The organism is Streptomyces sp. NPDC059851 (assembly GCF_042732005.1).
Classification (GTDB): domain Bacteria; phylum Actinomycetota; class Actinomycetes; order Streptomycetales; family Streptomycetaceae; genus Streptomyces.
Genome location: NZ_JBHWJJ010000018.1, coordinates 23,153 through 47,441, shown reverse-complemented (window position 1 = coordinate 47,441; position 24,289 = coordinate 23,153). Strand labels below are relative to the sequence as shown.

Here is a 24,289-nt window from a genome sequence, read left to right as displayed (position 1 = left end):
TTTGGTGTCCGCTTTCAGTACGTGCCGGGGCGACCACTGGGCCGTTCGGTGGGAAGGTTAGCCTAACCTTGGCTGAAAACGGTAAGGGGGCCCTAAGTTTTTTCGGGCCCCCTTGTGGTATGTCCGAGTTAGGCGGAGAAGCCCAGCTCCCGGGCGATGAGCATGCGCTGCACCTCGCTCGTGCCCTCGCCGATCTCCAGGATCTTCGAGTCGCGCCACATCCGGGCCACCGGGTACTCGTTCATGAACCCGTAACCGCCGTGGATCTGCGTGGCCTCACGCGCGTTGTCGACCGCGACGGTCGAGGAGTACAGCTTCGCGATCGCCGCCTCCTTCTTGAACGGCTCGCCCGCAACGAGGCGGGAGGCGGCGTCGCGCCAGCCGATTCGAGCCATGTGCGCGCGCATCTCCATGTCCGCCAGCTTGAACTGGATGGCCTGGTTGTCGCCGATGGGCCGGCCGAACGCCCGCCGCTCCTTGGCGTACTTGACCGACTCGTCCACACAGCCCTGCGCCAGGCCCGTGGCCAGCGCCGCGATCGCGATCCGGCCCTCGTCGAGGATCCGCAGGAACTGGGCGTAGCCGCGGCCCTCCTCGCCCACCAGGTTCGCCAGCGGGACCCGGACGTCGTCGAAGGCCAGCTCCCGGGTGTCGGAGGCGTTCCAGCCCACCTTCGAGTACGGGGCCGCCACCGTGAAGCCCGGGGTGCCGGACGGCACGATGATGGAGGAGATCTCCGGACGGCCGTCCGCCTTGCGGCCGGTCACCGCGGTGACCGTGACCAAGCCGGTGATGTCCGTACCCGAGTTGGTGATGAAGCACTTCGAGCCGTTGATGACCCACTCGTCGCCGTCGCGGACGGCGGTGGTGCGGGTGCCGCCGGCGTCACTGCCCGCGCCCGGCTCGGTCAGGCCGAAGGCACCGAGCGCCTCGCCCGCGCACAGCTTCGGCAGCCACTGCTGCTTCTGCTCCTCCGTACCGAAGAGGTAGAGCGGCATGGCGCCCAGGGAGACGCCCGCCTCCAGGGTGATGGCGACCGAGGAGTCGACGCGGGCCAGCTCCTCCAGGGCGATGCCGAGGGCGAGGTAGTCGCCGCCCATGCCGCCGTACTCCTCGGGGAAGGGCAGGCCGAACAGGCCCATGCTGCCCATCTCGCGGACGATCTCGTAGGGGAACTCGTGCCGCTCGTAGAAGTCGCCGATCTTGGGTGCGACGACATCGTGCGCGAACGCCTCCACGGTGCGGCGGAGTTCCTCGTGCTCGGGGGAGAGCCGGTGGTCGAGGGACATGTCTTCGTTACTCCTTGTGGGAGAGGGCGCGGACGGTTCTGGAGGGGCTCGGACGCCCCAGCTGTTCGGCCATCCACACGCTCGTGGCGGTGAGGGCGGCCAGGTCGACCCCGGTCTCGATGCCGAGGCCGTCGAGCATCCACACCAGGTCCTCGGTGGCGAGGTTGCCGGTGGCGCTCTTCGCGTACGGGCAGCCGCCGAGGCCCCCCGCGGAGGCGTCGACCGTGGTCACGCCGTGCTGGAGCGCGGCGAGGGTGTTGGAGAGGGCCTGGCCGTAGGTGTCGTGGAAGTGCACGCCGATCCGATCGGTCGGCACGCCCTCCTCGTTGAGCTCGGACAGGAGTGCCTGTACGTGCCCGGGAGTGGCGACCCCGATGGTGTCGCCGAGGCTCAGCTCGTCACAGCCGAGGTCGAGCAGGGCCTTGGCGACGCGGACCACCTGGTGGACCGGGACCGCGCCCTCCCAGGGGTCGCCGAAGCACATGGACAGGTAGCCCCGCACGTGTGCCTTCCCCTGCTTGGCCCGGGCCACGACGGGCTCGAACATGGCCAGGGAGCCGGCGATCGTCCGGTTGAGGTTGCGGGAGGCGAAGGTCTCGGTCGCCGAGCCGAACACGGCGATCCGGTCCGCGCCGAGGGCCAGCGCCCGGTCGAGCCCGCGCTCGTTGGGCACCAGCACCGGCAGGTGCACCCCCGTCCGGGCGAGGTCGTCGAGCTGCGGGAACAGCTCCTCGGCGTCGGCCAGTTGGGGCACCCACTTGGGGTGGACGAAGCTGGTGGCCTCGACGGTCCTCAGCCCGGCGGCGGCCAGCCGGCGGATGAACTCCGCCTTGACCGCGGTCGGGACGGCCGACTTCTCGTTCTGGAGCCCGTCGCGGGCGCCGACCTCGTGGATCCGCACCCGCGCCGGCAGACCGGCGGCCGGGACGGCCATGGGCAGCCCGTTCATGCGTCCTCCTCCTCTGCATCGGGGGTCACCACGGCCAGGACCTGGTCCATGGCGACCGTGGTGCCCGGGGAGACGTCCAGCTCGGTGACGGTGCCGGCGTGCGGGGCGGAGATGACGTGCTCCATCTTCATCGCCTCGACGACGAGCAGGCTCTGGCCGGCGGCGACCCGCTCGCCCACCGCCACCTTGACGACGGTGACGGTGCCCGGCATCGGCGCCGCCAGGGTGTCCGCCCCCGCATGACCACGGCCGCCGAGGGCCGCCGCGACCGGGTCGTGGTGCTGGACGTGCCAGCTGTCGCCTTCGCGGCCGAGCCAGGTCCCCTCCGGGGAGGGGGCGTGGCTGAAGGTGTGCGTGACGCCGTCGAGTTCGAGGGTGAGGCGGTCAGCGGTACGGGCCACGATCCGGCCGCGGGCCGGTGCACCGGGGCTCTGCCCCAGGCCCCGCGCCTCAATCGCCTGCGGGGCTTGATTCGCCCCGGCCTCGTGGTCGACTGCGGGCTGGATCTCCAGCTCCTCGCCCCGCCGGCGGGTGCGGATCGTGACCGGGTCCTGGCCCGGGAGGCGGAAGTGGTGCACCGTCCAGGCCGGGGTGCCGCCGAGCCGCCAGCCGTCGGCCGCCGAGAACGGATCGGCCCATTCGAGCCGCGCCGGGCCGTCCGTTCCAGCCCCGCCGGCGTTTGAGGCGTTCCGGGAAGGGGCGGGGTGGGGGAAGGAGCCCTGGGCCAGCAGCGCGGCGGCCGCGTACACCTCGGGCGGGACGCCCTCCGGCAGCATCGAGGCCAGGTCCCGCTCCACCAGCCCGGTGTCCATGTTCCCGGACACCACGTCCGGGTGGGCCAGCAGGCGCCGCAGGAAACCGGCGTTCGTCTGGACACCCAGGATCACGGTGTCGGCCAGCGCACCCCGCAGCACCCGCAGGGCGGCGGCCCGGTCCGGCCCGTACGCGATCACCTTCGACAGCATCGGGTCGTACGTGGAGCCGACGTCCACCCCGGCCGTCAGCCCGGAGTCCGTGCGCACCGCCCGCCCCGACGGCTCCGACAGCGCGAGCACCGTGCCGCCGGACGGCAGGAACCCGCGGGCCGGGTCCTCCGCGCAGATACGGGCCTCGACGGCGTGCCCGGTCAGCACCACGTCGTCCTGCGTGAGCCCGAGCTCGCCGCCGGCCGCCACCCGAAGCTGGAGCTCCACCAGGTCCAGGCCGGTGATCAGCTCCGTCACCGGGTGCTCCACCTGGAGGCGGGTGTTCATCTCCATGAAGTAGTAGGAGGAGGGGTCGCCGCCGGGGACGATGAACTCCACCGTGCCCGCACCGACGTACCCGCACGCCCGCGCCGCCTCCACCGCCGCCGCGCCCATGGCGGCCCGGATCTGCGGGGTCAGCAGGACCGAGGGGGCCTCCTCGATGACCTTCTGGTGGCGCCGCTGCAGCGAGCACTCGCGCTCGCCCAGGTGCACCACGTTGCCGTGGGCGTCGGCCATCACCTGGATCTCGATGTGGCGCGGCCGGTCCACCCAGCGCTCCACGAGCAGCGTGTCGTCGCCGAAGGAGGAGCGGGCCTCGCGGCGGGCCGCCGCGATCTCGTCCGCGAGCAGCGCTCCGTCGCGGACCAGGCGCATGCCCTTGCCGCCGCCGCCCGCGGAGGGCTTGAGCAGCACCGGCATGCCGATCTTCTCGGCGGCGGCGACGAGTTCGGCGTCGGACAGGCCGCTGCCGGAGGAGCCGGGGACCACGGGAACGCCCGCGGCCCGTACGGTCTCCTTCGCCCGGATCTTGTCGCCCATCAGGGAGATCGCGGACGCCGGCGGGCCGATGAAGGCCAGGCCGGCCGCGGCACAGGCCTCGGCGAACGCCGCGTTCTCCGCGAGGAAGCCGTAGCCGGGGTGGACGGCCTCGGCGCCCGTGCGCCGGGCCGCGTCGAGCAGCCGCTCCACGGCCAGGTAGCTCTCGGCGGCCGCGGCCGGGCCGATCCGGACGGCCGTGTCGGCCTCCCGGACGTGCCGCGCGTCCGCGTCGGCGTCGCTGAACACGGCCACCGACCGGATCCCGAGCTCCCGCAGGGTGCGGATGACCCGGACCGCGATCTCGCCCCGGTTGGCCACAAGGACAGTGCTGAACATTGGGGTCCTCACGTCACACGTCACAGATCTCAGGTCACATACGGAAGATGCCGAAGGCCGGCTGCGCCGGGTCCCTCTGCGGCAGCGGGGCGTTCGCGCACGCCGTCAGGGCCAGGCCCAGCACCTGCCGGGTCTCCAGCGGGTCGATGACCCCGTCGTCCCACAGCCGGGCGGTGGCGTAGTAGGCGTTGCCCTGCTCCTCGTACTGGGCGCGGACCGGGGCCTTGAAGGCCTCCTCGTCGTCCAGCGGCCATTCCTGCCCGGCGGCCTCCAGCTGGTCGCGCTTGACCGTGGCCAGGACGGAGGCGGCCTGCTCGCCGCCCATCACCGAGATCTTGGCGTTGGGCCACATCCACAGGAAGCGGGGGCTGTACGCCCGCCCGCACATGGAGTAGTTGCCGGCGCCGTACGAGCCGCCGACGACCACCGTCAGCTTCGGCACGCGCGTGCAGGCCACGGCGGTGACCATCTTCGCGCCGTGCTTGGCGATGCCACCGGCCTCGTAGTCACGGCCGACCATGAAGCCGGAGATGTTCTGGAGGAACAGCAGCGGGATCCCGCGCTGGTCGCACAGCTCGATGAAATGGGCGCCCTTCTGGGCGGATTCGGCGAAGAGGATGCCGTTGTTGGCGATGATGCCGACCGGGTGGCCGTGGATCCGGGCGAAGCCGGTGACCAGCGTGGTGCCGAACTCCGCCTTGAACTCCTGGAAACGGGAGCCGTCGACGATCCGGGCGATGATCTCGCGGGCGTCGTACGGGGTGCGGGAGTCGACGGGGACCGCGCCGTACAGGCCGTACGGGTCCACCTTCGGCTCCTCGGCCGGCTCGACCGACCAGGGCAGGGCCCCGCGCTCCGGCAGGGTCGCCACGATGTTCCGCACGATCCGCAGCGCGTGCGCGTCGTCCTCCGCGAGGTGGTCGGTCACGCCGGAGGTGCGGCTGTGCACCTCGCCGCCGCCGAGCTCCTCGGCCGTGACCACCTCGCCGGTGGCGGCCTTCACCAGCGGCGGGCCGCCGAGGAAGATCGTGCCCTGGTTGCGGACGATGACCGCCTCGTCACTCATCGCCGGGACGTACGCGCCGCCCGCGGTGCAGGAGCCGAGGACGGCCGCGATCTGCGGGATGCCGGCGCCGGACATGCGGGCCTGGTTGTAGAAGATGCGGCCGAAGTGCTCGCGGTCGGGGAAGACCTCGTCCTGCATGGGGAGGAAGGCACCGCCGGAGTCGACCAGGTAGAGGCAGGGGAGACGATTCTCCAGCGCCACCTCCTGGGCCCGCAGGTGCTTCTTGACGGTCATCGGGTAGTAGGTGCCGCCCTTGACGGTGGCGTCGTTCGCGACGATCACGCACTCCCGGCCGCTGACCCGGCCGATGCCCGCGATCACCCCGGCTGCCGGAGCCGCGCCCCCGTACATCCCCTCGGCGGCCAGCGGTGCCAGCTCCAGGAAGGGGGATCCCGGGTCCAGGAGGGTGTCCACCCGGTCGCGGGGCAGCAGCTTCCCCCGCGCGGTGTGGCGGGCGCGGGCCTTCTCGCCGCCGCCGAGCCGGACCGCGTCCAGGCGGGCGCGCAGGCCCTCGGAGAGTTCGCGGTGGGCGGCCTCGTTGGTGCGCCAGGCCTCGGACGCCGGGTCGGCGGCGCTCGTGAGGACGGGTGCCTGCTGCATCGGTCGAGCTCCCTTGCTCGGTCCACGCGGTTAATGAGCGTTAACCTCTGTGGAGCCAAGGTTAACGACCGCTAACGGCCCCTGTCTAGAATGGATTCCCATGAGCACTTCAGCGGCCGCCCCGACCCGTCGCGAGCAGATCCTCAGTGAGGCCGCCCGCCTCTTCGCCGAACGCGGGTTCCACGGCGTCGGCGTCGACGAGATAGGGGCCGCCGTGGGCATCAGCGGCCCCGGGCTGTACCGGCACTTCGCGGGCAAGGACGCCATGCTCGCCGAGCTGCTCGTCGGGATCAGCGAGCGGCTGCTGACCGGCGGGCGCCGCCGGGTGGAGGAGGCCGCCGGTGACCCGTCCGCGGTCCTGGCCTCCCTGATCGACGGCCACATCGACTTCGCGCTCGACGACCGCGCACTGATCACCCTGCACGACCGGGAGCTCGACCGGCTCCGCGAGGCCGACCGCAAGCTGGTGCGCCAGCTCCAGCGCCAGTACGTCGAGCTGTGGGTGGACGTCGTACGGGCCCTGCACCCGCAGGTCGGCGAGGCCGAGGTACGGGTGGCCGTGCACGCCGTCTTCGGCCTGCTGAACTCCACCCCGCACCTGGCGGCGCTCGGCCGGCAGGCGACCGAATCGCTGCTCCGGCGGCTCGCGCACGGGGCGTTCGGGGCGCTGACCGCGTGACACGACGCGTCCGACGGCTGGGATGGAGCCGACGCATCGGGGTCCGCAACGGCAGAATGGGACGCATGCCGAAGCCGATAGAGACGTCCGTACCCACCCGCGCCGAGCTCATCGAACACCTGGTTCGCACGCGGATCGCCGGACAGGTCGCCACCCCGCGCGAGAACAACCTCTCCCACTACCGCAAGCTCGCCAACGGCGACCGGCACTACTGGCTCGGCCTGGAACTGGGCGACCGCTGGACGGACGAGCAGGACGTCCTCGCCGTGATGGCCGAGCGCTGCGGGGTCGTCGACGACCCCGAGCACCGACAGGGCCAGGACACGATCGACCCGGAACTGACCCTGGACGCCCTCGACCGGATGGCGGCCCGGCTGCGCAAGGCGGCCCTGGACCGCCAGCGCGTCCTCCTGGCCACCGGCCACCCGGGCGGCCTGCTGGACGTCCACCGGGCCACCGCCGGTGCCCTGCGGGCGGCGGGCTGCGAGATCGTCGTCATCCCGTCCGGGCTGACGGCCGACGAGGCCTCGGTGTGGCAGTTCGCCGACATCGCGGTACTGGAGCGGGGCGCCACCCTGTGGCACACGCACTCGGCGGCGCCGATGGCGGCGACCCTGGACGGCCTCGCCGCGGCCGGCCGCCCCCAGCCCGACCTGGTCGTCGCCGACCACGGCTGGGCGGGCTGCGCCGCGCAGCGCGGACTGGACGCGGTCGGGTACGCGGACTGCAACGACCCCGCCCTGTTCCTCGGGGAGGCGGAGGGCACCCTCCAGGTGGTGGTCCCGCTGGACGACCACGTCCGCGACCCGCGCTTCTACGATCCGATGGTCGCGTACCTGCTGGACGCGGCGGGCCTCCTGGAGGCGTAGGCCCCCGGGACTTCCCGGCGGACGCGCCGCGCGCACGTCCGCCGGGCGGGGTCTCAGGGGGCGATGGGCAGCCGGCGCTTGTGGTCGGTCAGCCGGTAGCGGCGGACGATCGTCTCGAAGGCCCGCTCGTCCACCGGCTTGCCCTCCAGGAAGTCGTCGATCTGGTCGTACGTGACCCCGAGCGCGTCCTCGTCGGCCTTGCCCGGGTCGAGGGTCTCCAGGTCGGCCGTCGGGGTCTTCCACACCAGCTCGGCGGGCGCGCCCAGCGCGTCCGCGACGGCGCGCACCCGCCGCTTGGTCAGGCCGGTCAGCGGGACCACGTCGGCGGCGCCGTCCCCGAACTTGGTGAAGAAGCCGGAGACCGCCTCGGCGGCGTGGTCGGTGCCGACGACCAGGCCGTCGTGCGCGCCGGCCACCGCGTACTGGGCGATCATGCGCTGCCGGGCCTTGATGTTGCCGTGCACGAAGTCCTGGTGGTGGGCGTCGCGGAAGGTCACGCCGGCGGCCGCCGACGCGTCGAGGGCGGCGTCGCTCGCGGGCTTGATGTCCACGGTCAGCACCTGGTCGGCCCGGACGAAGGACAGCGCGAGCTGGGCGTCGTGCTCGTCGGCCTGGACCCCGTAGGGCAGCCGCATCGCGTAGAACACCGCCTCGTGCCCGGCGGCCCGGGCCCGCTCGACGGCCAGCTGGCACAGCCGGCCGGTGGTGGTGGAGTCCACGCCGCCGCTGATGCCGAGGACGAGGGAGCGCAGACCGGTGGAGGTCAGCCGCTCGGTGAGGAAGGCCACCCGGCGCTCGATCTCCCGCTCGGCGTCGAAGGTCTCGGAGACCTCCAGTTCCCGGGCGATCTCCTGCTGGAGGGCGGTGGACGCCGGCTCGCTCACGTCTGCTCCTTGTTCCGGCCACGGTGTGCTGTCCCGCTCACCCTACCCAGGGGGTGTCCCGGGGCCCGGGGCGGACGACCCCCCGGACCGTCCGCACCGACCCGGCACGGACGCGTCAGGCGCGCGGGACGCGTACGACGCCCTCCTGGATCACCGTCACGGCCAGCCGGCCGTCCTGCGTCCAGATGCGGGCCTGGCCCAGGCCCCGACCGCCGTGCGAGGTGGGGGAGTCCTGGTCGTACAGCAGCCACTCGTCGGCCCGGAACGGCCGGTGGAACCACATCGCGTGGTCGAGCGAGGCCCCGACCACGTCGCCCACCGCCCAGCCGCCCCGGCCGTGCGCGAGCAGCACCGAGTCGAGCAGGGTCATGTCGGAGACGTACGTGGCCAGGCAGGTGTGCAGCAGCGGGTCGTCGCCCTCCAGCTTGCCCGCGGTACGGAACCACACCTGCGAGCGCGGCTCCACGGGCTCGCCGATGGTGCCCCACGGCGGGGTCGTCGCGTACCGCAGGTCCACCGCGGCGCGCGACTCCAGCAGCCGCTCCACCGTGCCGGCGTCCGAGAACAGGTCCCGGTAGGCGGGCAGCGCCTCGGCCGCGGTCGGCAGGCCCTCCGGGTCCGGGGCGTGGGGCATCGCGACCTGGTGGTCGAGGCCCTCCTCGTGGACCTGGAAGGAGGCCGAGAGGTGGAAGATCGGCTGGCCGTGCTGGACCGCGACGACCCGTCGCGTGGTGAAGGAGCGTCCGTCGCGGATCCGGTCCACGGAGTAGACGATGGGCGCGCCCGGGTCTCCCGTGCGCAGGAAGTACGAGTGCAGCGAGTGCGCGGTGCGGTCCCCGGGCACGGTCCGGCCGGCCGCGACCAGCGCCTGGGCCGCGACCTGCCCGCCGAACACGCGCGGCACGAGGGAGGTGCGGCTCGTGCCGCGGAAGATGTTCTCCTCGATCTGCTCCAGGTCGAGCAGGTCGAGGAGACCGGTGAGTGCCTCGCTCAAGGGGGCTTACAGCCCCATCGACTTGGCGATGATCGACTTCATGATCTCGCTGGTGCCGCCGTAGATGCGGTTGACGCGGTTGTCGGCGTACAGGCGGGCGATCGGGTACTCGTTCATGTAGCCGTAGCCGCCGTGCAGCTGGAGGCAGCGGTCGATGACGCGGTGGGCGACCTCGGTGCAGAACAGCTTGGCGGAGGCGGCCTCGGCCGGCGTCAGCTCGCCCGCGTCCAGGGCCTCCAGTGCGCGGTCGGCGACGGCCTGGGCGGCGTCCACCTCGGCCTGGCAGGCGGCCAGCTCGAACTTGGTGTTCTGGAAGTGGGCGACCGGCTTGCCGAAGACGGTGCGCTCGGTCACGTACTGCTGGGCGAACCGGACGGCCGCGGCGGCCTGGGCGTACGCGCCGAAGGCGATGCCCCAGCGCTCGGAGGCCAGGTTGTGGCCGAGGTAGTAGAAGCCCTTGCCCTCCTCGCCGAGCAGGTCCTCGACCGGGACCTTGACGTCGACGAACGCCAGCTCGGCGGTGTCGGAGGTCTTCAGGCCCAGCTTGTCGAGCTTGCGGCCGATGGAGTAGCCCTCGGACTTGGTGTCCACGGCGAACAGGGAGATGCCGAAACGGCGGTCCTGCTCGCTCGGGGCCGAGGTGCGGGCGCAGACGATCACGCGGTCGGCGTGCACACCGCCGGTGATGAAGGTCTTGGCGCCGTTGAGGACGTAGTGGGTGCCGTCCTCGGAGAGCTTGGCGGTGGTCTTCATGCCCGCGACGTCGGAGCCGGTGCCCGGCTCGGTCATCGCCAGCGCCCACATCTCCTCGCCGGAGACGAACTTCGGGAGGAAACGCTTCTTCTGCTCGTCGGTGGCGAGCATCTTGATGTAGGGCAGGGCGAGCAGGACGTGCACGCCGGAGCCGCCGAAGTTGACGCCCGCGCGGGAGGTCTCCTCGTACAGGACGGCCTCGAACTTGTGGGTGTCCAGGCCGGCGCCGCCGAACTCCTCGGGGACGTTGATGCCGAAGACGCCCAGCTCACCGAGCTTGTAGTAGAAGTCACGGGGCGCCTGGCCGGCGGCGAACCACTCGTCGTAGACGGGTACGACCTCGGCCTCGATGAAGGCGCGGATGGTCTCCCGGAAGGCCTCGTGGTCCTCGTTGAACACCGTACGGCGCACGGCCGGCTCCCTTCGTCGCGGCGGTCCGCCGCTTATGTCTAAGCGCTTGCTCATGCAAAAGTTACCGGCGAGTTGTGGACTCTGTCCAGAGCTCTGCAGAGGGTATGACGAGCGCCACCTCCCCAGGTGGCGGGGCCGGCGGCCCCCTCAGGGTGCACCCTGGCAAGTCCCCTGACGCCAAAGGCGGTTACCCGCAGGGGGCGGCTCCTCTCCACGCAGGATCCGACGGCCGTGAGCGATCACCAGGATGGAAGCCGTCCACAGCGATCGAGCCAGGAGCCCGCATGAACCGCCGCACGCGCACCGTCCTCGCAGCCGCCCTCCTCCTCGGCCTCACGGCAGGCCCCCTGGGAGCCACCGCCTACGCCGCCCCCGCCCCGGCCGCCGCCGCGGTCACCACCCAGGGCCCCGACACCGCGGCACTGCGCGCGGCCCTCGCCGGACTGCCGGACCGGGACGCCACGGCCGCCCTGGTCCGCGTCGGCGGGAACGGCCGGTGGACGGGCACCGCCGGCGTGCGCGACCTGCGCACCGGATCCCCCGCCCTCGCCGACGCCCGCTTCCGGGCCGGATCCACCACCAAGATCGTCACCGCGGCCCTGGTCCTCCAGCTCGCCGACGAAGGCAAGGTCGACCTGAACGCCCCGGCCCGCCGCTACCTCCCCGACGTCCTCCCGGCGACCTTCGAGCAGGTCACCGTGCGCCACCTCCTCAACTACACCAGCGGCATCCAGCCGGGCATCAGCTTCGGGGGCACCGTGGAGGAGGAGTACCCGCACCGCTACGAGACGATCACCCCCCAGCAGGTGGTGGCCTCCGCCGTCGCGAAGGGCCCGGCCTCCACCCCGGGCACGCAGCAGGAGTACGGGAACATCCACTACACGGTCCTCGGCATGCTGATCGAGGCGACCACCGGCGACACCTACGCCCACCAGGCCGAGGTCCGCATCTTCCGCCCGCTCGGCATGACCGGCACGTCCTTCCCCAAGGGCACCGACCCCCGCATCCACGGCCCCCACAACCGTGGCTACCAGCTCATGAACGGCAAGCCGGTCGACGTCACCGAATGGAACATGTCCGACCGCTTCGCGGCCGGCGACATGATCTCCACCACCCGCGACCTGGAACGCCTCCTCGTCGCCCTCTTCCGCGGCCAGGTGGTCCCCGAGCCCCAGCTCGCCGAAATGTTCACCGTCCCGAACGTCCCCGGCGCCACCTACGGCGTCGCCCTCGAACGCCACGTCATCAACGGCAAGGAGATCTGGGGCAAGACCGGGGCCCGCCCCGGCTACCACACGGTGATCGCCGCCACCCGCGACCTCTCCCGCACCGTCGTCTACTCGGTCAACAGCACCGACGCCAAGGGCGACGGGCTGAAGATCGTCCAGCGCTTCGCCTTCCCGGCCTTCAACCGCTGACCCGGGCGCGCCGATGAGTTCCGCTCCCAGCCGAGGTCTACCGTCGCGACACACGGACGAAGGGACCATCCCATGGGCACGTACATCCAGCTCGGCGCGGTGAAGACCTGGTACGACGAGCAGGGCGAGGGCGAACCCCTCGTCCTGCTGCACGGCGGCCTGGTCGACGCCCGCTTCTTCGAGCCCAACCTCGGCCCCCTCGCCGAGCACTTCCACGTCTACACGCCCGAGCGCCGAGGGCACGGCCACAGCCCCGACGTCCCAGGCCCCATCACCTACCAGCTGATGGCCGACGACACGATCGCCTTCCTCGAAACCGTCATCGGCGAACCCGCCGACCTGGTCGGCCACAGCGACGGCGCGTTCGTCGCCATGCTCGTCGCGATGCAGCGCCCGGAACTCGTCAAGCGCCTCGTCCTGATCAGCGGCGGCTTCAACAAGGCGGGCGAGGCCGTGCCGGACATGGAGTGGGACGTCGACCAGCTCTTCGACTTCCTCGCCCCGGCCTACGGCGAGGTCTCCCCGGACGGCATCGACCACTTCAGGACGGTCGCCACGAAGATCGGCGACATGGCCGCCAAGGAGCCGAACCTCCAGGCCTCCGACCTCTCTGAGGTCACGGCCCGCACCCTCGTCATGTTCTCGGACGACGACCTGGTCACCATGCACCACGTCATCGACATGTACGACGCCCTGCCCCACGCCGAACTCGCCGTCGTCCCCGGCACCTCCCACTTCCTCACCCAGGAGAAGCCGGCCCTGGTCAACGCACTCGTCCTGGACTTCCTCACGAACGACCCGGTCCCCACGGTGGCCGCCATCCGCCGCGCAGCCCCCTGAGCTCCGGGCCGGCCGCCGCATCCTCCGCGGTAGCCGGACCGGCGAGCAACCACGAGGCGTCGGCCGCCCGCCCCACCGCACTGTCGGGCGGTGGCCGGACCCGAGCTCAGCGGGCTGCGCGCGGATGCACCGGACCAGAGCTCAGGGTCCACTCGGGGATGCAGGGGTTGGCACGTCCGACGAGGCAGCCGAATTCACGACGGCCCGCCCAGCCGCGCCGCGTGTTCACCACGAACGGCCGGGAACCCGCCGTCCGGACAACACCGCGTAGCGGTCTGAGGCTCCATGCCGGAGCGGGCGCCCGCCACCCGACAGCGCCGGGCCCAGCCGCTCGCCCCGGGCGTCCCTCCCCGGAAACACCCTCGAACGGCGGATGGCCCCAAGCCGCTTCGCTGATGCAGACCGGGGGCATCCCGCGGGGCTCACCCGACCGGGCCCGCACCCCCGGCCCCGCCCGCCCACCGCAACGCGAACCACAGCTCCGCCCGCGCATCCGGATCGTCCAGGTCCCGCCCGAGCAGCACGGAACAGCGGGCGATGCGTTGCCGGACCGTGTTCCGGTGCACCCCCAGGGCCGCAGCGCTGCGGTCCCAGCTGCCGTGGTGGGCCAGCCAGCCCCGCAGCGTCTCGCGCAGCACCGGGGCCAGTGGGGCGAGCAGCGCCTCCGCGTGCGCCCGGGCCTCGGCTTCGCCGACCAGCCCCGCGAAGCCGGGGTCGGTGTGGCGGGCCAGCGGGGCCCGGGCCGCCTCGGCCCGGTCGAGGGCGCGCCGGGCCTGAGCATCGGCGGTGGGCAGGGCCTCGGGTGCGGCCGGGGCGCTGACCCCCAGCCGCCATCCGGATTGCGGGCCGGGATCCCGGTCGGTGAGGAGCCGTACGCCGGGACCGGGCCGCGGATCCAGCAGTACGGTCCCCAGCGCCGCGGCGAGGGCCCGCGGGTCGGGGTCGGTGCCGCCGCCGCGGGCGTGGACCGCGTACCAGGGGCCGGGGCCCAGCACCTCCGCGGGGGCGCCGCCGAGCAGCAGCCGGACCAGCGCGGCGGCCTCGTCCCCGGCGGGCCGTTCGGCGGTGAGCAGGGTCAGCAGGACGGCGGCGACGGAGGCGACGGTGTGGTCGCCGGGGGTACGGGCCGGGGTGGCCGTGCCCAGCGCCGCGTGGCGGCCGGCGGAGGGCCGGCCGAGGGCGTACGCGGCGAGGTGTCGCCCCCCTGCCTGGTCCGTGGCGGTCGCTGGCCCCCCGGCCCGGCCGACCCGGGCCATGAGCGCGTCCAGAGGGGCGGCGACATCCGCATCACCGCCGGTCGGCGGCGGTGTCCCCGCGGTCCGCCCGTCCGGCCACAGCACCACGTACCCGCCGAGGCTCGCCGCGAGGCGGGACAACACCGCCGGTACCGGATCCGGCCGGGCCGCGGCCGCAGTCAGCGCCTGCTGGGCCTCGGTCACGCGGCGCAGTTCCCGGGTCCGCGCCTCGGCCATCAGCCGCCACACCGCGCGGGCGACGGCGGTGAACGGGGTGTGCGGCGGAACCTCCAGCAGCGGGAGCCCGTGCCGCGCACAGGCGTCGGCCAGCGCGGCCGGCACCTCCTCGTGCACGGGGGCCACACCGAACCCGAGGGCCGCTGCCCCGGCGGCAACGAGCCGAGCGACGTACTGGTCGTAGGAAGCGCCGGCGGGGCCTTCCCCTGCAGGGCCCTCCCCTGCGGGGGAAGGCCCCGCCGGAACATGTCCACCGGCCGCGTCCTGTGGCCCCGCACCCGCGGTGAGCAGCAGCTCCCCACCCAGCAGGTAGGGCGACGGATCGGCCATTTCGGAGGCGTGCACCCCGTGCACCCAGGCCTCGGCGGGCCCGGCCAGATGGCGCAGCCCGAGCTCCCGATCTCCGAGCAGTGCCCCCAGCGCCACAGGCGGGACAGGCGGGACAGCCGACACAGGCGGGACAGGCGGCACTGCCGAAACAGACGGCTCGGATGAAACGGGCCGATCACCGGCCCCGGAGCCAGGAGCGCTCATGGATGCTCCATACAGGAAATCGACACGGTATGGATGGAACGTACACTGCACGCCCCCACCCCCGCGACTTACGCTCGAAGCACCGCACCAGCACGACCTGCACGACCTGCACGACCGCAAGGCCTGTAGGACCTCCAGAAGGGCACCCCCATGAGCACCGAGCGCAACGAGCAGACGCCCCGCGGACCGGTCGACTCCTCCCGCATCCCGCGCTACGCGGGCCCCGCGACCTTCGCCCGGCTGCCCCGCCTGGACGAGGTCGGCTCGGCGGACGTCGCCGTCGTCGGCGTGCCCTTCGACTCGGGCGTGTCCTACCGCCCCGGCGCCCGCTTCGGCGGCAACGCCATCCGCGAGGCCTCCCGCCTGCTGCGCCCGTACAACCCGGCGCAGGACGCCTCCCCGTTCGCGCTCGCGCAGGTCGCCGACGCCGGTGACATCGCCGTGAACCCCTTCAACATCAACGAGGCCGTCGAGACGGTCGAGGCCGCCGCCGACGAGCTGCTGTCCGCCGGCTCCCGCCTGATGACCCTCGGCGGCGACCACACCATCGCCCTCCCCCTCCTCCGCTCGGTCGCGAAGAAGCACGGCCCCGTCGCCCTGCTGCACTTCGACGCCCACCTGGACACCTGGGACACGTACTTCGGCGCCGAGTACACGCACGGCACGCCGTTCCGCCGCGCCGTCGAGGAGGGCATCCTCGACACCGAGGCCCTCTCCCACGTCGGTACCCGCGGCCCGCTGTACGGCAAGCAGGACCTCGACGACGACGCCAAGATGGGCTTCGGCATCGTGACCTCCGCCGACGTGTACCGCCGCGGCGCGGACGAGATCGCCGACCAGCTGCGCCAGCGCATCGGTGACCGCCCGCTGTACATCTCCATCGACATCGACGTGCTGGACCCGGCGCACGCGCCCGGCACCGGCACCCCCGAGGCGGGCGGCATGACCTCCCGCGAGCTGCTGGAGATCATCCGCGGTCTGTCCTCCTGCAACCTGGTCTCCGCCGACGTGGTCGAGGTCGCCCCGGCGTACGATCACGCCGAGATCACCTCGGTCGCGGCGTCCCACACCGCGTACGAGCTGACCACGATCATGAGCCGCCAGATCGCCGCGGCGAAGGGCAAGTAAGCCCCTCCCGGCGTGTCGGCAGCGCTGCCCGGCACGTCAGCACGGAAGGCACGTACAGCGTGACGCACGACCACGACCTGGTCCTCCGCCCCACCGACGCCCAGCGGGCAGCGGCCCTCGCGCCGCCGCCCGGCCGGACGGGCGGGGACCTGGTCGTGGAGACGCTGCGCGGACTCGGCGCGACCACCGTGTTCGGGCTGCCGGGGCAGCACGCCCTCGGGCTGTTCGATGCGGTGGGCCGCTCCGACCTGCGGCTGGTCACCCTCCGCGTCGAGAACAACGCCGGTTTCGCCGCCGACGCGTACGGCCGCATGACCGGCGAGGCGGTGCCGCTCCTCCTCTCCACCGGGCCGGGCGCGCTGACCGCGCTCCCCGCACTCGCCGAGGCGGCGGCGGCTTCGTCCCCCGTCCTCGCGATCTCCTCCCAGGTGCCGACCGCCGGCCTGGGCGGCGGCCGGCGCGGCCACCTGCACGAGCTGCGCGACCAGGCCGCCTCCTTCCGGGACGTGGTCAAGTCCGTCCACCTCGCCCGCACCCCCTCCCAGGTCCCGACCGTCATCGCCGAGGCCTGGGAGTCGGCGCTGACGGCCCCCCACGGGCCGGTGTGGGTGGAGATCCCGGAGGACGTCCTCCGCACGGAGACCTTCCTCCCCCAGGTCACCGGCATGGACGCGACCCCGCACGACCTGCCCCCGCGGCCCGAGCTGACGGCCCTCGCCGCCCACTGGCTGGAGAACGCCGAACGCCCCGTGATCATCGCGGGCGGGGGCGTCATCCGTTCGGACGCGGCGGGCAAACTCAAGCAACTGGCCGAACGCCTCTCCGCCCCCGTGGTCACCACCTTCGGCGGCAAGGGCGCCTTCCCCTGGACCCACCCGCTCTCCCTCCAGTCCTGGCTGGAGGACCGCCACACGACCGACTTCCTGGAGGACGCCGACGTCCTCCTCGTCGTCGGCTCCGGCCTGGGCGAACTGTCCTCGAACTACCACACGTTCCGGCCCGGCGGCCGGGTGGTCCAGATCGAGGCGGACCTCGGCAAACTGGAGTCCAACCACCCCGCGCTCGGCATCCACGCCGACGCCCGCCTCGCGCTCCAGGCCCTCCTCGAAACCGTGGCCGAACGCCCGGACCCCACCGCCCCCAACCGCGTCCGCGCGGTCCTCTCCGCCGTCGAAGACCGCCTGGCCTCCCAGGACCTCACCCTGGAGCAGAACCTCCTCCACTCCATCAGGTCGGCCCTCCCGCCCCGCTCCCCGTCGTTCTGGGACATGACGATCCTGGCGTACTGGGCGTGGTCGGCCTTCGACCCGAAGCACCCCAACACCATGCACTCCGCCCAGGGAGCGGGAGGCCTCGGCTACGCCTTCCCGGCCGCCCTCGGAGCCTGCCTGGCCGAGCCGGGCACCCCGGTCCTGGCCGTCTCCGGCGACGGCGGCGCGATGTACTCGATCGCCGAGCTGGCCACGGCCCGGCAGCACGACCTGGACGTCACCTGGCTGATCGTGGACGACGGCGGTTACGGCATCCTGCGCGAGTACATGACGGACGCCTTCGACGGCCGCGCGACCGGCACCGAACTGACCCGCCCGGACTTCACCGCCCTGGCCGCCTCCTTCGGCATCCCGGCAACGCAGACGACCCCCGGTACCCTCCGCGCGGACCTGGCGAAGGCTCTCGCCACCCCGGGCCCCTCGGTGGTGGTGCTTCCGGCCAAGCCCCGCATGTTCGCCCCCACGCACGTCTAGGGCTTGCTCAGGGGCCTCGTTAGGGTGGCCTTGATCAGGTGGGCGGAGTGCGAGGGGGAGCGGTGTCGTTCGAGGAGGAACGGGGCCGGCACGGGCAGGCGGCCGCGCCCGAGGGCCCGTCGCCGCAGATGCGGCTGAACCAGCTCGCCGCCGACCCGGGCGGCGGCTCCGGGACGCCCGGCGGGTTCGGGGTGCTGGCCACGGCCCCTCCCGAGAAGAAGAAGGCGGCCAACACCATCGAGAACGTCCTGCAGCCCGGCACGACGAAGGCCGCGGACGCGGCCGACGAGCCGACGAAGAACGCGGTCAAGGCCTTCACCGGTTGGGATACGGCGGCCGGTCTGACGAAGGCGCACACGCACTGGGACGACCAGGTCAAGCGTCTGATGGCACGGCTGGACTCGGAGAAGATGGCCCTGCGCGGGGCGTCGAACCTGTTCACCGGACAAGACCAGCTGACGGGCGGGAGCTTCCAGCCGGTGCAGTCCAAGGTCACGGGGCTCTAGGGGGAGACGGACGTGCCGAGTTACGCCGAGATCATGCAGACGGACCTCTCAGCGCTCACCACGGCCGCCGACGGCTGGAAGGCCATGGCGACGCAGTTCAAGACCATGGAGGACGTCTACAAGGACGAGGTCCAGAAGGTCTCCGCCGGCAACGGCTGGCTGGGCACCAGCGCCACGACCGCCGCCACCAACTCCTCCCTCACGCGCCAGGAGTACGCGTCGGCGCAGAAGGAGGCGCTGGCCATGGAGTCGCTGCTCCGTGACGCGCACGCCCGGTTCACGGACCTCAAGGGCCGCCTGGTGTCCGCCGTGTCGGACGCCGAGGACGCCGGCATGAAGGTCTCGGACGCCGGCGTCGCGAGCTTCGACTTCTCCAAGGTGGACGCCGGCACTGCGAACGCGGCGCGGCACGATCCCGACCTCCCGGAGATCGAGCGGGCCTGGACCCGCCGGATCTCGGACACCGTCAAGGCGGTCACGGAGTTCGACGCGGACGTCAAGACCGCCCTGCTGAACGCGTCGGGCGCGGACGGCACGGCGATGTTCGGCTTCAACTCGAAGCCCGTCGACGACGTCGAGGCGGTGGAGGCACTGGCCCTCACCCAGAAGATCCGCGACGGCAAGGCCTCTCCGGAGGAACTGCGGCACTACGACGAGGTCCTGAAGCAGAACTCCCGGGACGAGCACTTCAGCGAGGCGTACCTGAACGCGCTGGGGGCGAAGGACACCCTGCTGCTCGCCGACCAGATGAACCTGGCGTCGAACGACCGCGGCACGTCGGCGGCCGACAGGAAGCTCTACGAATCGATCAACTCGGGCCTCGCCGGGACGATCGCCTCGGGCACCAAGGACCCGGACAGCTACGCGTACAAGCCCTTCGTGAACGGGCTCAAGGAGCAGGGCCCCGAGCTGGTCGCCAAGGGCCTGCGGCCGACGTACGGCTACCAGGCGCTGGTCACCCTCATGGCGAACGGCGGCGGCTACGGCAAGCAGCCCTCACCGCCGGCACCCCCATCGCCGAGCCCGACACCGGCCCCGGCGGCATTTACGCCCGCCTTGCCGACCTCGGCCGCGAGCCGGTCCGGTTCCGGGAGGAGATCCGCTCGCGGATGCCCCGCCCGGAGGAGGCCAAGGCACTGGGGCTCGGGCCCGGGACGCCCGTCGTGCTGCTGTGCCGTACAGCCTTCGCTGCCGACGGGCAGGTCGTCGAAGTGAACGAGATGGCGCTCGACTCCGCCGCCTACATCCTGGAGTACGAGTTCGACGCGCCGTGACGGCCGGGCGCAGGGGGAACACACGGGATGCCCGCGCGCGGGCTACGCCCCCCTCAGGCGGCCTCGCCCTCCCGGGCCGTGAATGCGACCTGGGAGGTCTCCCCGACCAGGGTCAGCCGCAGCTCGGAGTCCATGGCCCGCGCCAGCCGCGCCAGCAGTGGAACCGTGGGCACGGTCCCGCCGAGTTCCAGCTTCGACACCTGCGGCTGCGTCATCCCTCATCCCCGCCCGCCGGGCCAGTTCGGTCTGCGAGATCCCCAGATCGCGCCGCCGGTCGAACACGGCCTGCCCCAGCTCGAAGGCGAGCCGGATCTCCTCCCGGTGGCGTGCGGCCTCGGGGGACTCGGCGACTCCCCGTGCCGCCTTGCGGTCCCCTGGCGAGCTTCCACTGCGCGTGGCTGACATGGCGATTCTCCGTTCTAGACGTCACGGGTATACACGTCGAGTGCCGGTCCGTGCTCGGCCTCGCACACCTTGCCGGCGTGTTCGGCCCGCTCGACCGCTGCGGCTGCATGGCGGTCCGGAGGACGCGGGAAGTCACCCCCATGGGTGGGACACCGCCCGGGGCGTCGCGCAGCCCCCGCTACCCCAACGGCCGCGCCCCGCGTGCGGCCGAGGTGACATATCTGCACCTTCGAGATGTTGCGGCGGGATGAAATCCGCCGGTGGGGGCGTTGGGGGAGGCGGCAGCGACGGACGGACGGGGAGGCAGAACGTGGCGGCGGCGCATACAGCGACGGGGACGGCGCAGACAGCCGGAGAGAAGCCGGACGGGCAGGGCGCACCCGGCGGGGCCGGGAACCAGGGCTGGGCCAGGCGGCTGACCGCCTACACCTGGCGGTACAAGGTCAACGTGCTCCTGGCGCTCGGGTCGTCCCTCGCCGGCATGGCCGTCATGGCCCTCGTCCCGCTCGTCACGAAGGTCATCATCGACGACGTCATCGGGGAACAGAGCAGGCCCATGGCGCCTTGGGCCGGGCTGCTCATCGGCGCGGCGCTCCTCGTGTACGCGTCCACCTACGTACGCCGCTACTACGGCGGCCGGCTCGCCCTCGACGTGCAGCACGACCTGCGCACGGACATGTACGGCACCATCGCCCGCCTCGACGGCCGCCGCCAGGACGAGCTGTCCACCGGCCAGGTCGTCGGCCGGGCCACCAGCGACCTCCAGCTGATCCAGGGCCTGCTCTTCATGCTGCCGATGACCATCGGCAACTTCCTCCTCTTCGGGATATCCCTGGCCGTCATGCTGTGGCTGTCGCCGCTGCTGACGGTCGTCGCGCTGCTGATGGCGCCCGCCCTCTGGTTCATCGCGGACCGCAGCCGCAAGAAGCTGTTCCCCGCCACCTGGTGGGCCCAGGGGCAGGCCGCGGCCGTCGCGTCCGTCGTCGACGGGGCCGTGACCGGCGTCCGCGTCGTCAAGGGCTTCGGCCAGGAGGACCAGGAGACCGCCAAGCTGCGCGCAGCCGGCCGCGGGCTCTTCGCCGGCCGGCTGCGGAGCATACGCCTGAACTCCCGCTACACCCCGGCCCTCCAGGCGGTCCCCGCCCTCGCCCAGGTCGCGATGCTGGCCCTCGGCGGCTGGCTGGCCACCAACGGCCAGGTGACCCTCGGTACCTTCGTCGCCTTCTCCACCTACCTCGCCCAGCTCGTCGGCCCCGTCCGCATGCTCGCCATGGTCCTCACCGTCGGCCAACAGGCCCGGGCCGGCGTGGAGCGGGTGTTCGAGCTGATCGACACCGAGCCCACCATCGAGGACGGCACGCGGGAGCTGCCCGCCGACGCACCCGCCACCGTCGAGTTCGACGACGTGGTCTTCGGCTACGACCCCGAGCGGCCCGTCCTCGACGGCTTCTCCCTCACCGTCGCCGCCGGCGAGACCGTTGCCGTCGTCGGCGCCTCCGGCTCCGGCAAGTCCACCGTCTCCCTCCTCCTGCCCCGCTTCTACGACGCCGACCGGGGCTCGGTCCGCATCGGCGGCCACGACGTCCGCGAGCTCACGTACGACTCGCTGCGCGCCGCTATCGGCCTGGTGCCGGAAGATTCGTTCCTCTTCTCCGACACCATCCGCGCCAACATCGCTTTCGGGCACCCGGACGCGACCGAGGAGGAGATCCGGGCCGCCGCCCGCGCCGCCCAGGCCGACGCCTTCATCGAGCGCCTGCCCGCCGGGTACGACACCAAGGTCGGCGAGCAGGGGCTGACCCTCTCCGGCGGCCAGCGCCAGCGCATCGCGCTCGCCCGCGCCATCCTCACCGACCCCCGGCTGCTGCTCCTCGACGACGCCACCTCCGCCGTCGACGCCCGGGTCGAGCACGAGATCCACGAGGCGCTGCGCGCCGTCATGGCGGGCCGCACCACCCTCCTCATCGCCCACCGCCGCTCCACGCTCGCGCTGGCCGACCGGATCGCCGTACTGGACCGCGGCCGGCTGGCCGACATCGGTACGCACGAGGAGCTGGAGCAGCGCTCCGCGCTGTACAGGCGGCTGCTGACCGACGCGGACGCGCTCGGCGCCGCCTCGCCGCGCACCCCCGAGTCCACGCCGGCCATGTCCGAGTTCGAGCGGGACTTCGAACAGGACATCGAGGTCGAGGCCGAGATAGACGCCGAGCCGGTCAACGCCAAGCGGCGCGTGGTCGACGGAATCACTCCCGAGCTGTGGCGCCGTCGGGAGGACTCCGCACGGACCGCCTCCGCCTCTTCCTCCTCCCCCGCGCCGACCGCGGCCCCCGGTGCCGGTGGCCCCCCGCACTCCATGGCCGGGGCCGTCGCCGGCATGCCGGCCACCCCCGAGCTGCTCGCCAAGGTGGCGGCGCTGCCGCCCGCCGTCGACGAGCCGGGCGTCGACGAGGACCGCGCCGCGGCCGCCGAGGACAGCTACAACCTGCGCCGCCTGCTGCGCGGCTTCTGGGCGCCGCTCGCCGTCAGCCTGGGTCTGGTCGCCGCGGACGCGGGGGCCGGCCTGCTGCTGCCGGTCCTGATCCGGCACGGCATCGACCAGGGCGTGGAGCAGGCCGCGCTCGGGGCCGTCTGGGCGGCGTCGCTGCTGGCCCTCGCGGTGGTCATCGGTCAGTGGGCGGCCCAGTTCGCCGAGACCCGGATGACGGGCCGCACCGGCGAACGCGTGCTCTACGCCCTCCGTGTCAAGATCTTCGCCCAGCTCCAGCGTCTCGGCCTCGACTATTACGAGCGCGAGCTGACCGGCAAGATCATGACCCGGATGACCACCGACGTGGACTCCCTGTCGACGTTCCTGCAGACCGGACTGGTCACCGCCGTCGTCTCCGTCTTCACCTTCTTCGGGATCCTCGTCGCCCTGCTCGTCCTCGACGTCGAGCTCGCGCTGATCGTCTTCGCCACCCTGCCGGTGCTGGTCGTCGGCACGATCGTGTTCCGCCGCAAGTCGGTCGTCGCGTACGAGCTCGCCCGTGACCGCGTCAGCCTGGTCAACGCCGACCTGCAGGAGTCCGTCGCCGGCCTCCGCATCGTCCAGGCCTTCCGCCGCCAGGGTTCCGGCGCCGTCCGCTTCGCGGAGCGCAGTGACGCGTACCGCGAGGCGCGGGTGCGCGGCCAGTGGCTGATATCCGTCTACTTCCCGTTCGTGCAGCTGCTGTCCTCGGGCGCGGCGGCGGCCGTCCTGGTCGTCGGTGCGGGCCGGGTCGAGGCGGGCACCCTGACCACCGGCGCGCTGGTGGCGTACCTGCTGTACATCGACCTGTTCTTCGCCCCGGTCCAGCAGCTCTCGCAGGTCTTCGACGGCTACCAGCAGGCGACGGTCTCCCTCGGCCGGATCCAGCAGCTGCTGCGCGAGCCGACCACCACCCCGCTTCCCGAAGCCCCGCGCGGGGTGCGGGAGCTGCACGGCGAGATCGCCTTCGAGGACGTGCACTTCGCGTACGGGACCGCCGAGGAGCGCGGCGAGAAGGGCAGCGAGGCCCTGACCGGGATCAGCCTGCGGATACCGGCGGGCCAGACCGTCGCGTTCGTCGGCGAGACCGGGGCCGGCAAGTCCACGCTGGTGAAGCTGGTGGCCCGGTTCTACGATCCGACCGGCGGTCGGGTCACCGCCGACGGCGTCGACCTGCGGGAGGTCGACCTGACGGCGTACCGCCGCCGGCTCGGCGTGGTCCCGCAGGAGCCGTACCTGTTCGCCGGTACGGTGCGCGACGCGATCGCCTACGGTCGGCCCGACGCGAGCGACGCGGAGGTCGAGGCGGCGGCCCGCGCGGTCGGCGCCCACGACATGATCGCCACGCTCGACGGCGGCTACCTGCACACCGTCGCCGAACGCGGCCGCAACCTCTCGGCCGGCCAGCGCCAGCTGATCGCCCTCGCCCGCGCCGAGCTCGTCGACCCGGACGTGCTGCTGCTCGACGAGGCCACCGCCGCCCTCGACCTGGCCACGGAGGCCCAGGTCAACCAGGCCACCGACCGGCTCTCCGGCAAGCGCACCACCCTGGTGGTGGCGCACCGGCTGACCACGGCCGCGCGTGCCGACCGGGTCGTGGTGATGGACCGCGGCCGGGTGGTGGAGGACGGCACCCACGCCGAACTCCTGGCCCGGGGTGGCCGGTACGCCGTCCTGTGGCGGACCTTCGTCGGTGAGGACGAGCGCGCGGCGGCCTGAGGCCCCCGCGCGGGTCGGCCCGAGACCCCGGCACGGGGCGACTCCCTTCCGCCCGGCCCCCGGATCTTGCAGCGCGCAACCTTCCGGGGGCCACGTGCGTCGTACGGACGTACGTATGACGCATA

At 72.7% G+C, this 24,289-nt stretch carries 18 protein-coding genes; 9 read left to right on the top strand and 9 right to left on the bottom strand.

What is annotated here, in order from left to right; all coding sequences use genetic code 11:
- Positions 1-128: 128 nt before the first annotated feature.
- From ACFV7Q_RS08925 to ACFV7Q_RS08910, 4 genes are read right to left on the bottom strand one after another with little or no spacing between them, the layout of a single operon-like run.
- The gene (locus ACFV7Q_RS08925) at positions 129-1,289 is read right to left on the bottom strand and encodes an acyl-CoA dehydrogenase family protein (RefSeq protein WP_385425521.1); all 1,161 of its coding nucleotides are present in this window, start codon (positions 1,287-1,289) and stop codon (positions 129-131) included.
- Between the two features lie 7 nt (positions 1,290-1,296).
- On the bottom strand, positions 1,297-2,238 hold the full coding sequence (locus ACFV7Q_RS08920; protein WP_385425518.1) for a hydroxymethylglutaryl-CoA lyase: 942 nt from the start codon (positions 2,236-2,238) through the stop codon (positions 1,297-1,299).
- Complete coding sequence (locus tag ACFV7Q_RS08915; RefSeq protein ID WP_385425515.1) at positions 2,235-4,361, bottom strand: acetyl/propionyl/methylcrotonyl-CoA carboxylase subunit alpha; 2,127 nt, start codon at positions 4,359-4,361, stop codon at positions 2,235-2,237. The genes ACFV7Q_RS08920 and ACFV7Q_RS08915 overlap by 4 nt, the downstream gene beginning before the upstream one ends.
- Before the next feature lie 34 nt (positions 4,362-4,395).
- On the bottom strand, positions 4,396-6,027 hold the full coding sequence (locus ACFV7Q_RS08910) for a carboxyl transferase domain-containing protein (RefSeq protein WP_385425513.1): 1,632 nt from the start codon (positions 6,025-6,027) through the stop codon (positions 4,396-4,398).
- 100 nt (positions 6,028-6,127) lie between these two features.
- Here ACFV7Q_RS08910 and ACFV7Q_RS08905 point away from each other — a divergent pair, with 100 nt between their 5' ends.
- Together ACFV7Q_RS08905 and ACFV7Q_RS08900 are read left to right on the top strand one after the other, a co-directional pair.
- Positions 6,128-6,706 (top strand): TetR/AcrR family transcriptional regulator, encoded by a 579-nt coding sequence (locus ACFV7Q_RS08905; protein ID WP_385425510.1) that lies wholly within the window; start codon positions 6,128-6,130, stop codon positions 6,704-6,706.
- Between the two features lie 56 nt (positions 6,707-6,762).
- Positions 6,763-7,575, top strand: a complete 813-nt coding sequence (locus ACFV7Q_RS08900; protein WP_385425507.1) for a phosphatase — start codon at positions 6,763-6,765, stop codon at positions 7,573-7,575.
- 53 nt (positions 7,576-7,628) lie between these two features.
- On the opposite strand, the gene nadE is transcribed toward ACFV7Q_RS08900, so the two are convergent.
- The 3 genes from nadE to ACFV7Q_RS08885 form a co-directional block, all read right to left on the bottom strand.
- Positions 7,629-8,459, bottom strand: coding sequence for an ammonia-dependent NAD(+) synthetase (gene nadE, locus ACFV7Q_RS08895; RefSeq protein ID WP_385425504.1), 831 nt, complete (start codon positions 8,457-8,459; stop codon positions 7,629-7,631).
- A 115-nt stretch (positions 8,460-8,574) separates the two neighbouring features.
- Positions 8,575-9,453 (bottom strand): acyl-CoA thioesterase, encoded by an 879-nt coding sequence (locus ACFV7Q_RS08890; RefSeq protein WP_385425501.1) that lies wholly within the window; start codon positions 9,451-9,453, stop codon positions 8,575-8,577.
- 6 nt (positions 9,454-9,459) lie between these two features.
- Positions 9,460-10,617 (bottom strand): acyl-CoA dehydrogenase family protein, encoded by a 1,158-nt coding sequence (locus ACFV7Q_RS08885; RefSeq protein ID WP_385425498.1) that lies wholly within the window; start codon positions 10,615-10,617, stop codon positions 9,460-9,462.
- 284 nt (positions 10,618-10,901) lie between these two features.
- On the opposite strand from ACFV7Q_RS08885, the gene ACFV7Q_RS08880 reads away from it, so the two are divergent.
- Both ACFV7Q_RS08880 and ACFV7Q_RS08875 read left to right on the top strand, forming a co-directional pair.
- Positions 10,902-12,035 (top strand): serine hydrolase domain-containing protein, encoded by a 1,134-nt coding sequence (locus ACFV7Q_RS08880; protein ID WP_385425495.1) that lies wholly within the window; start codon positions 10,902-10,904, stop codon positions 12,033-12,035.
- Positions 12,036-12,107: 72 nt separating this feature from the next.
- Complete coding sequence (locus tag ACFV7Q_RS08875) at positions 12,108-12,875, top strand: alpha/beta fold hydrolase (protein ID WP_385425492.1); 768 nt, start codon at positions 12,108-12,110, stop codon at positions 12,873-12,875.
- Positions 12,876-13,297: 422 nt separating this feature from the next.
- On the opposite strand, the gene ACFV7Q_RS08870 is transcribed toward ACFV7Q_RS08875, so the two are convergent.
- On the bottom strand, positions 13,298-14,881 hold the full coding sequence (locus ACFV7Q_RS08870; RefSeq protein WP_385425489.1) for a helix-turn-helix domain-containing protein: 1,584 nt from the start codon (positions 14,879-14,881) through the stop codon (positions 13,298-13,300).
- A gap of 150 nt (positions 14,882-15,031) precedes the next feature.
- Here ACFV7Q_RS08870 and speB point away from each other — a divergent pair, with 150 nt between their 5' ends.
- The 4 genes from speB to ACFV7Q_RS08850 all read left to right on the top strand — a co-directional run bounded on the left by speB (position 15,032) and on the right by ACFV7Q_RS08850 (position 19,534).
- Complete coding sequence (speB, locus tag ACFV7Q_RS08865; RefSeq protein WP_179176777.1) at positions 15,032-16,009, top strand: agmatinase; 978 nt, start codon at positions 15,032-15,034, stop codon at positions 16,007-16,009.
- A 59-nt stretch (positions 16,010-16,068) separates the two neighbouring features.
- Positions 16,069-17,754: a thiamine pyrophosphate-binding protein gene (locus ACFV7Q_RS08860; protein ID WP_385425485.1), complete on the top strand. Its 1,686-nt coding sequence runs from the start codon at positions 16,069-16,071 to the stop codon at positions 17,752-17,754.
- Between the two features lie 62 nt (positions 17,755-17,816).
- Positions 17,817-18,260, top strand: a complete 444-nt coding sequence (locus tag ACFV7Q_RS08855) for a hypothetical protein (protein WP_385425482.1) — start codon at positions 17,817-17,819, stop codon at positions 18,258-18,260.
- 440 nt (positions 18,261-18,700) lie between these two features.
- Positions 18,701-19,534 carry a UTRA domain-containing protein gene (locus ACFV7Q_RS08850; protein ID WP_385425644.1) on the top strand — a complete coding sequence of 278 codons (834 nt, stop codon included), beginning with the start codon at positions 18,701-18,703 and terminating at the stop codon, positions 19,532-19,534.
- Between the two features lie 53 nt (positions 19,535-19,587).
- Here the strand turns inward: ACFV7Q_RS08850 and ACFV7Q_RS08845 are convergent, their stop codons facing one another.
- The gene (locus ACFV7Q_RS08845; protein WP_385425479.1) at positions 19,588-19,749 is read right to left on the bottom strand and encodes a helix-turn-helix domain-containing protein; all 162 of its coding nucleotides are present in this window, start codon (positions 19,747-19,749) and stop codon (positions 19,588-19,590) included.
- Between the two features lie 500 nt (positions 19,750-20,249).
- Between ACFV7Q_RS08845 and ACFV7Q_RS08840 the strand changes: the two genes are divergently transcribed.
- The gene (locus ACFV7Q_RS08840) at positions 20,250-24,164 is read left to right on the top strand and encodes an ABC transporter ATP-binding protein (protein ID WP_385425476.1); all 3,915 of its coding nucleotides are present in this window, start codon (positions 20,250-20,252) and stop codon (positions 24,162-24,164) included.
- Positions 24,165-24,289 lie beyond the last annotated feature (125 nt).

What these genes read in the sequence shown, in the direction of transcription:
- ACFV7Q_RS08915 (WP_385425515.1), bottom strand. Translation starts at nt 4,361, where the DNA reads ATGTTCAGCACTGTCCTTGTGGCCAACCGGGGCGAGATCGCGGTCCGG.
- ACFV7Q_RS08880 (WP_385425495.1), top strand. Translation starts at nt 10,902, where the DNA reads ATGAACCGCCGCACGCGCACCGTCCTCGCAGCCGCCCTCCTCCTCGGC.
- ACFV7Q_RS08875 (WP_385425492.1), top strand. Translation starts at nt 12,108, where the DNA reads ATGGGCACGTACATCCAGCTCGGCGCGGTGAAGACCTGGTACGACGAG.
- ACFV7Q_RS08910 (WP_385425513.1), bottom strand. Translation starts at nt 6,027, where the DNA reads ATGCAGCAGGCACCCGTCCTCACGAGCGCCGCCGACCCGGCGTCCGAG.
- ACFV7Q_RS08845 (WP_385425479.1), bottom strand. Translation starts at nt 19,749, where the DNA reads ATGACGCAGCCGCAGGTGTCGAAGCTGGAACTCGGCGGGACCGTGCCC.
- ACFV7Q_RS08925 (WP_385425521.1), bottom strand. Translation starts at nt 1,289, where the DNA reads ATGTCCCTCGACCACCGGCTCTCCCCCGAGCACGAGGAACTCCGCCGC.
- ACFV7Q_RS08870 (WP_385425489.1), bottom strand. Translation starts at nt 14,881, where the DNA reads ATGAGCGCTCCTGGCTCCGGGGCCGGTGATCGGCCCGTTTCATCCGAG.
- ACFV7Q_RS08920 (WP_385425518.1), bottom strand. Translation starts at nt 2,238, where the DNA reads ATGAACGGGCTGCCCATGGCCGTCCCGGCCGCCGGTCTGCCGGCGCGG.
- ACFV7Q_RS08900 (WP_385425507.1), top strand. Translation starts at nt 6,763, where the DNA reads ATGGGACGCATGCCGAAGCCGATAGAGACGTCCGTACCCACCCGCGCC.
- speB (WP_179176777.1), top strand. Translation starts at nt 15,032, where the DNA reads ATGAGCACCGAGCGCAACGAGCAGACGCCCCGCGGACCGGTCGACTCC.
- ACFV7Q_RS08905 (WP_385425510.1), top strand. Translation starts at nt 6,128, where the DNA reads ATGAGCACTTCAGCGGCCGCCCCGACCCGTCGCGAGCAGATCCTCAGT.